Source organism: Frankia sp. CgKIO3, from assembly GCF_977946435.1.
The window spans coordinates 1-7370 of the sequence record NZ_CDWTMO010000185.1; the positions used below are offsets into that span (position 1 = coordinate 1).

Genomic DNA, 7370 nt, shown 5'->3' on the forward strand with positions numbered 1-7370 from the left:
CTGGTCGGTCCTGAGATCGACCGGGCTGCCTTCCTCCGCGAGAGTCTTCCACCACTGCCCGACCTCCGGGTCGTGCCGGTCCGCGCTCGTCACCGCAACCAGCCCCTTGGTAATTGGACGATCCTCACCAAATACCCTAGTGGGAACGGATTTTGTGTTCCTCTACGGGTGTCAGAGTCGGTCGACGGCGGTGACCCGGACCACCGCGACCCCGGCCTCGTCCGAGGCGGCCAGGTCGATCTCCGCGTTGAAGCCCCAGTCATGGTCCCCGGCCGGGTCGTCGAAGATCTGCCGCGCCGTCCACATCCCCGGCGCCCCCGGCGTCCCCGGCTTCTCGTCGAGGATGAGCAGACCCGGCCCCCGCGCGTCCGGACCGGTCCCGATCTCGCCATGCTCGGCGAAGTACGGCTCCAACGCCGCCCGCCACCCGTCGGCGTCGAACCCGCCGTCATACCCGCCGTCGAGCTCACCGAGCGTGTCGTAGCGGCGCAGCGCGGCGAGCTCGACCCGGCGGAACAGCGCGTTGCGCACCAGCACCCGAAATGCCCGGATGTTGCCCGTGACCGCCGGTGGCCGCCCGTCGACGCCACCACCGCCCGCCGCGGCGCCCGCGGCGCCCGGGGCGCCCGCACCGTCCCCGGCCGGGTTGCTCAGCCGCTCCCACTCGTCGAGGAGGCTCGAGTCGGTCTGGCGGACCAGTTCCCCCAGCCACTCGGTCAGGTCGACGATCTCCTCGGTGCGGGCGTCCTCGGGCACCGTCTGGCGCAGCGCCTTGTAGGCGTCGGCCAGGTAGCGCAGCAGCAGCCCCTCGGAGCGGGCCAGCCCGTAGAACGCCACGTACTCGGCGAACGTCATCGCCCGCTCGTAGAGCTCCCGCGCCACCGACTTCGGCGCCAGCTCGTAATCGTCGACCCAGGGATGCCCCCGCCGGTACAGGCCGAACGCCGCGCCCAGCAGTTCCGCCAGCGGCTGGGGATAGCTGACCTCCTCCAGCAGCTCCATCCGCCGGTCGTAGTCGACGCCCTCGGCCTTCATCGCCGCGACCGCTTCCCCCTTCGCCTTCGACAGCTGAGCGTGCAGCACCTGCCGGGGATTGTCCAGGGTCGCCTCCAGCACCGAGAGCACATCCAGCGCATAGGAGGGGGAGGCCGGGTCGAGCAGCTCCAGCGCGGCCAGCGCGAACGGGGACAGCGGCTGGTTGAGCGCGAAGTCGAGCTGTAGGTCCACCGTCACCCGCACGCTGCGGCCCAGCTCGTCGGGGGTGCCGAGGCGCTCCACCACCCCGGCCGCCAGCAGCGTCCGGTAGATCGCGATCGCCCGGTGGATCAGCCGGCGCTGGGTGGCGCGATCCGAATGGTTGTCGGTGAGCAGGTGGCGCATCGACGCGAATGCGTCCCCCGGCCGGTTGATCACATTGAGCAGCATCGCGTGGTTCACGGTGAACTGGGAGGTCAACGGCTCGGGTTCGGCCGCGACGAGCCGTTCGAACGTCGCCAGGCCGTACCCGACGCTGCCCTCGGGGGGTTTCTTGCGGACCACCTTGCGCCGCTTCTTCGGATCGTCCCCGGCCTTCGCCAACGCGCGTTCGTTCTCGATCACATGCTCGGGGGCCTGCACGACGACGTTGCCGACCGGGTCGTAGCCGGCCCGCCCGGCCCGCCCGGCGATCTGGTGGAACTCCCGCGCCGACAGCAGCCGCACCCTGCTCCCGTCGTACTTCGACAGGGAGGTGAACACCACCGTGCGGATCGGCACATTGATCCCCACCCCCAGGGTGTCCGTGCCGCAGATGACCTTCAGCAGCCCCGCCTGGGCGAGTTGCTCCACCAGCCGGCGGTACTTCGGCAGCATCCCGGCGTGATGCACCCCGATGCCGTGGCGGACCAGCCGGGACAGCACCTTGCCGAACCCGGCGGTGAACCGGAAGTTCCCGATCGTCCTCGCGATCGCGTCCTTCTCCGCCCGGGTCGACACGTTCACGCTCATCAGGGCCTGCGCCCGTTCCAACGCCTGCGCCTGGGTGAAGTGCACGACGTAGACGGGGGCCTGGTGGGTCTCCAGCAGCTCACCGATCGTCTCGTGCATCGGCGTGGTGACGAACCGGTAGAACAGCGGCACCGGACGCTGCGCGGAGCGCACCACCGCGGTGCCGCGCCCGGTGCGCCGCGTCAGGTCCGCCTCGAACAGCGACACGTCGCCGAGCGTCGCCGACATCAGGATGAACTGGGTGTGCGGCAGTTCCAGCAGCGGCACCTGCCAGGCCCAGCCGCGGTCGGGATCGGCGTAGTAGTGGAACTCGTCCATGACGACCTGACCGACGTCGGCGGCGACCCCGTCGCGCAGCGCGATGTTCGCCAGCACCTCCGCCGTGCAGCAGATGATCGGCGCCGTATCGTTCACGCTGGCGTCCCCGGTCATCATCCCGACCTGCGCCGCGCCGAACATCGCGCACAACGCGAAGAACTTCTCCGACACCAGCGCCTTGATCGGCGCGGTGTAGAAGGTACGCCGCCGCGCCGCCAGCGCCGCGAAGTGCGCCCCCGCCGCGACCAGGCTCTTGCCCGACCCGGTCGGCGTCGCCAGGATCACGTTCGACCCCGAGACGATCTCGATCAGCGCCTCAGACTGTGCCGGGTACAGCTCCAGCCCCTGCTCTGCGACCCACTCGGTGAACGCGTCATTAGAGTGCGTCGGGATCAGGCCCGCCGCCGGGGCCGGTCAGGTCCGGGTTCTTCGAGTCGGGGTCCTTCGGGTGGGGGGCCCGTTCGCCGTCATGGCCGGTGCCGGAAGTCGGGGGAAGGTGGTCGGTGAGTGTCATGGTCGTTCGATCGTGCCTGATGAACGTCGCCCACGGCTTTCGGGTGGGCGGTCCGTGACGCTTTGCTACCCGGAGTGGGCGGTGTTCGTGAAGTCCGCTTTCCACGCCTCGATGCGGGGGTACACCCAACCCGGTTCTGGCGGGTAGCACCAACGCCCCGATCCGGAAAACCGACCACAGGTAGCACTGACAATCCCCCAGACACGGAGGGAAACACGTGTCCCGTGAATCCGAACTGCAGTCGGCCATCGTCGCCTCTGCCGCTGCATCTGGCAGCACCGAGTCCATTATCATAAAATCTACGGCTACCGCGTCCGGTACGGCCAAATCCATGTCCTGCCCGGCCAGATCGATCCCAGCGCCGCACTCATCCGCCTGTTCGAGAAGCTCGGCTGGGTGCACGACGTGCGGTGGCCCACCGCCAAACGGATCGCCGCCCGCCGCGTGGACGCGGGCGCGGTCCTTTGAGAAACAACGTCGTAGCTTGATCGGAGAAAAACCGGCACGGGCTTTGAGCGTGCCACCTCGGTCGAATCTTCACTGACGGGCACCCTTTACCCCGTCCGTCCACTACACCGTGACGGTGGCACGTCCCTACCACCATGCCTGGCGTCGTGCCTGCTGCGACCGGCTCGGCCATCCAGTCCCGGCCGCAGGCGGCAGGCGGGATCCGCCTACCGTCCGGTGAGGGGAGGGCTCGGTCAGCCGGCCATCCGTACCGCGCCGCCGCCGCCGGCGCCCGCGGGGCCGGCCGAACCGCCCCGCCGGTCGGAGACCCGCAGGATGCGGCCGGGCGGCTGTTCGTCTCCGCTGAGCCAGTATCCGCGGTCGCGGCGCAACCCGGCCCGTTCCGGGGAAAGGCAGGTCCCCTTCACCCGATGCGCGTCGAAGCCGGTGGTGGTGCCGGCGAAGGTCTCGTGGCAGGACGGGCAGTGCGCCGCGGTCAGCGCCGTCCAGCGCACGTCGCAGCCGCCGCAGCTGAGCAGGATGGGGCGTTCGTACTCGTTGTCCCGCCCTGCCATGAAACCGCCTCTTCCCGCGAAGGTTCCGATCTCCCGTCGTCGGATTCTTGCCGCTCAACGTTTCCAACGTGGGCATTTCGGCTTTGTAGCTCTTCGGGCGCGTCGCGTCACCGGGCTGCCACCGGCCGCCGGAGGCGCCGCGGACCCTGGTGCTGCTACCGTGAGCATCGGTGCGGCGACCGTGAGAAGCGGTCCGGAGGGGCGTGAACTGTCGGACCCGCCGGTGAGAATCGACCAGTGACGTCGGCATCCCCGTCCTACCCGGAGTCGGGCCGGCTCGCCCGGCTGCGGGCCGACGGGTTCGCCCGCTGGGATCCGCTGGCCGGGGCCGGCCAGATCGCGCGGGTGCTCGCCGAGATCGAGGCGTTGCTGGCACCCCGCTGGGTCTGGTGGTCGGCGCGGTCCGCGGCGCGCGTGCCGCTCGCCGCCGGTATCCGGATCGGCGCCAGCTGGGATCTGGCCGCCGTCCACCGGATACTGCACGGCGGCCGCCGCCCAGGCCGGTCTGCACAACCTGCCCGCCCGGTCACCCGGAGCCTCTGGGTAGGCGCATCGGGTGGGGAGGGTATCCGGACGGTGGCCGAATTATGGGGAGCCAGTCACGGTTTGGGGACCGCAGACCGTGCCTAGGTCCCCCAAATTCGTCGGCCGACGGCTGGCCGACGGAGTCCAGCCAGCGCTCGCACAATCGTCTACCGTCTCGTTTCAAGATAATCAACGTTGATCATTACCGGTGGCGAGGTTCGACGTGTGTGGTTCGACCGGCGGCATCCGGATGGGGGACATCGCCGGTCGAGATGTGTCACGTTCATCCGGGCCGGTCGATCAACTGCGGCTGAGCGGCACGGGGCCGAGGAGGGGAGACCCTGCGACCGGCTCTACTTGACATAATGCTCATTATCGGCGTTTTTGGTGGGATGGGGGAGGGCCCGGCGTGAACCTGGCACGGAGCAGGCGGGCGCTCACCATGTGGGATGCCCGCCGAAGGTGTTTGCCCACCACCTGGATCACCATGGATCACCAGAGGTGCAGGGCAGCCCGCCGTGCCGTCTGACGGCATCAAGTTTCAGATTCTGGTTCTGGTGTGACCCTGTCATCTGGCAGGGTCACACACCGGTGTACCCGATCTATGCTGCCCTCACGAAAAGAAAGAAGAAGCGATATTAGCTTCCCGTACATGACAGCGGAAGGGAGGGTCGTCATGAAAAGGCTGAGGCGCAACGCGGGGCTTCTGCTGGCCACAGCATTCGCCGTCTCCACGGCGAGTGCAGGCGTGCTGGGTGGCGTGTCTGGGCAACAGCAGGAGCACGTCAGCGGCCCGGGCCTCAGTCCGGTGCTGCGGGAACTCACCGCGCAGGATAAGACCACGCTGTATGAGGCGGAACAACTCCTGCTGCGCAATTGTATGGGGGAACACGGCTTCAACTATGGATTCGGAATAAAATAACTTGTTCACTTCGGGGTCCTCGCGAGCCCGTGACCTGCGAAGACGCATATTGGCTTGCATTAATTACTTTATTACGAATTCTATCACCCCGTTCCCCAGTTTCCCGTCCCCGACGCCCGAGAGTTTCCCTACGTCATCGATGATCTGTCCTGGGCTCGCCGGCACGGCTACGGCAGTGACATTCAGGATGAGTTGGCCAAGGCCCGCGAGTCCGATGTCAACCAGAAATACTTCCGCTCTCTGCCGCCCACCCGCCGAGCGCAGGCCCTGAAGGCCGCAAACGGTCAGAACCCTGTTGAAGTCACCGCTCGCGCTCCTGACGGCATGGTGCTGCAGCGCAGCTCCCAGGGCTGTCAGTCGGAAGCCGAGCGCACCCTCTACGGTGACCTTCCTACCTGGTTCCAGGCGAAGGTAACCATGGAATCCCTCCCGCAGGTCCGCTCACAGCACGTGCTGGCAGACCCGCGGTTCGACCAGGCCGTCAAACCGTGGGCTGAATGTATGCGCGCCGCCGGTCGCCCTTACCGCAGCCCTGCCGAGCTCCGTGAGAAGGCCCTGCCGGACCAGAAAGAGACCTCGCTGCCCCGTGAGCAGGAGATCGGATTTGCCGTCACCGAGGCACGCTGCGCTGCCGTTTCCGGTCTGGCCGCGAAAGCCAAGGCGCTCGACCTGGAGCACACCGAGCGGCTCAACCGCCAATACCACGCAGAGCTGGATACCGCCCACCGGCTCCAGCTCGCAGCTTTGCCCCGAGCTCGCCCTATTACTGCGCAGCTACGCTGACCGCATGTGACGGGGCGGAAGAGAAAACCATCCAAGAACACACCGAAAAGGGAGACCATCATGCGCACCATTTACCGTGCCCTGGCCGTAGCGGCCGCCAGCGCGGCCGTGCTGCCCGCCAAACCGGCCGGCCTTCGGCGCCCCCGCCACCGCCCCGGACGCCTCCGCCAACGCCACGGCCGACGGCCGCCTGTGGCTGTGGCGAGACACCGAGGCAGTGGACCCCTCCGGCAATTCGTGGTGCACCTCGTACCTCGGTGACTCCGCCGATTGGGGCAGCTGCCGCAACCAGATCTCCTCGTTGTGGAACAACGGCTACCCGGGCTCCCTAGACGACGTCTGGCTGTACTGGGGAACGAATTATAGCGGCGCTCGCCGGGGAGTCTACAACGGCGTCTACCTCCCGGACCTCGCCCCGTACACCTTCGACGCAGGGATGGGCACAGGCGCTGGCCAGTCGATCGACAACAACGTCGCTTCCCACCGTTGGACGAACCTCCCGTAAAACGCGGACGGATCTCTCACCCCGCTGCGCCTCGGCGCGGGTGTGCGCGACTTGTTCCTTCAGCTCCAGGCCCGCCGGTAGCCGCCACCCCAGGTAGGGCGCCACGGCGCCACCAGCCGCAGATGTTCGGTCCGGGTCGCCGTCGCCGTCGCCGTCGCCGCGGCGACGGCGACCCGCAGGTGTGGGCCGAGGCATGGAGAAAGATCGTCATCAGTGACGACGGGCCGCACCGCACTCGGCGAGCGGTCGCCTTGCGGAAGAACGGCCGGCCGATGGGGGTGGAGGTGTCGACGGGTCGGTCGGGGTTTTCTAGCGGGAGTTCGGGTCGAGGGCGAGGGCGAGGCTGTTCATGCAGTAGCGCTGGCCGGTGGGGCCGGGTCCGTCGTCGAAGACGTGGCCGAGGTGTCCGCCGCAGCGGGCGCAGCGGACTTCGGTGCGGATCATGTCGTGGGAATGGTCTTCGACGGGTTCGAGGGCGTCGGCGACGGCGGGTTGGGTGAAGCTGGGCCAGCCGGAGCCGGAGTCGTATTTGGTGTCGGAAGTGAACAAGGCGGCGCCGCAGCCGCCGCAGCGGTAGGTGCCATTTTCTTTGCTGTAGGTGTAGGCGCCGGTGAAGGGGGGTTCGGTGGCGGCGCGGCGGAGGATGGCGTAGCGCTCGGGGTCGAGTTCGGCGCGCCACTGCTCGTCGGTCTTGACGATTTTGTCGGGTCCGGTGGTGGCCGCGGGGGTGGTGGTGTCGTGGGGGTCGGTCTCGGTCATGGTGCGACGGCTGCCTTTCTGCGGGCTGGAGTGGGC

The 7370-nt window shown here is 68.2% G+C and carries 7 protein-coding genes and 1 pseudogene; 4 read left to right on the forward strand and 4 right to left on the reverse strand.

Annotation, left to right across the window (positions count from 1 at the left end; translation table 11 throughout):
- Positions 1-171: 171 nt before the first annotated feature.
- Together AC08OJ_RS17085 and AC08OJ_RS17090 are read right to left on the reverse strand one after the other, a co-directional pair.
- Positions 172-2818: pseudogene (locus AC08OJ_RS17085) on the reverse strand (DEAD/DEAH box helicase).
- Positions 2819-3519: 701 nt separating this feature from the next.
- On the reverse strand, positions 3520-3840 hold the full coding sequence (locus AC08OJ_RS17090; RefSeq protein ID WP_476596246.1) for an FDXHR family putative zinc-binding protein: 321 nt from the start codon (positions 3838-3840) through the stop codon (positions 3520-3522).
- Positions 3841-4077: 237 nt separating this feature from the next.
- Here AC08OJ_RS17090 and AC08OJ_RS17095 point away from each other — a divergent pair, with 237 nt between their 5' ends.
- From AC08OJ_RS17095 to AC08OJ_RS17110, 4 genes are all read left to right on the forward strand, one after another.
- The gene (locus tag AC08OJ_RS17095; RefSeq protein WP_476596248.1) at positions 4078-4470 is read left to right on the forward strand and encodes a hypothetical protein; all 393 of its coding nucleotides are present in this window, start codon (positions 4078-4080) and stop codon (positions 4468-4470) included.
- Positions 4471-5041: 571 nt separating this feature from the next.
- Positions 5042-5287 (forward strand): hypothetical protein, encoded by a 246-nt coding sequence (locus tag AC08OJ_RS17100; RefSeq protein WP_476594437.1) that lies wholly within the window; start codon positions 5042-5044, stop codon positions 5285-5287.
- A gap of 192 nt (positions 5288-5479) precedes the next feature.
- The gene (locus AC08OJ_RS17105; protein WP_476596249.1) at positions 5480-6070 is read left to right on the forward strand and encodes a hypothetical protein; all 591 of its coding nucleotides are present in this window, start codon (positions 5480-5482) and stop codon (positions 6068-6070) included.
- 217 nt (positions 6071-6287) lie between these two features.
- On the forward strand, positions 6288-6575 hold the full coding sequence (locus AC08OJ_RS17110; RefSeq protein WP_476594439.1) for a hypothetical protein: 288 nt from the start codon (positions 6288-6290) through the stop codon (positions 6573-6575).
- 59 nt (positions 6576-6634) lie between these two features.
- Here AC08OJ_RS17110 and AC08OJ_RS17115 read toward each other — a convergent pair whose 3' ends face one another.
- Positions 6635-6805, reverse strand: coding sequence for a hypothetical protein (locus AC08OJ_RS17115; RefSeq protein ID WP_476596251.1), 171 nt, complete (start codon positions 6803-6805; stop codon positions 6635-6637).
- A 79-nt stretch (positions 6806-6884) separates the two neighbouring features.
- Complete coding sequence (gene msrB / locus AC08OJ_RS17120) at positions 6885-7334, reverse strand: peptide-methionine (R)-S-oxide reductase MsrB (protein ID WP_476596252.1); 450 nt, start codon at positions 7332-7334, stop codon at positions 6885-6887.
- Positions 7335-7370 lie beyond the last annotated feature (36 nt).

Coding starts and splice junctions, on each gene's coding strand:
- AC08OJ_RS17090 (WP_476596246.1), bottom strand. CDS start 3,840: ATGGCAGGGCGGGACAACGAGTACGAACGCCCCATCCTGCTCAGCTGC.
- msrB (WP_476596252.1), bottom strand. CDS start 7,334: ATGACCGAGACCGACCCCCACGACACCACCACCCCCGCGGCCACCACC.
- AC08OJ_RS17100 (WP_476594437.1), top strand. CDS start 5,042: ATGAAAAGGCTGAGGCGCAACGCGGGGCTTCTGCTGGCCACAGCATTC.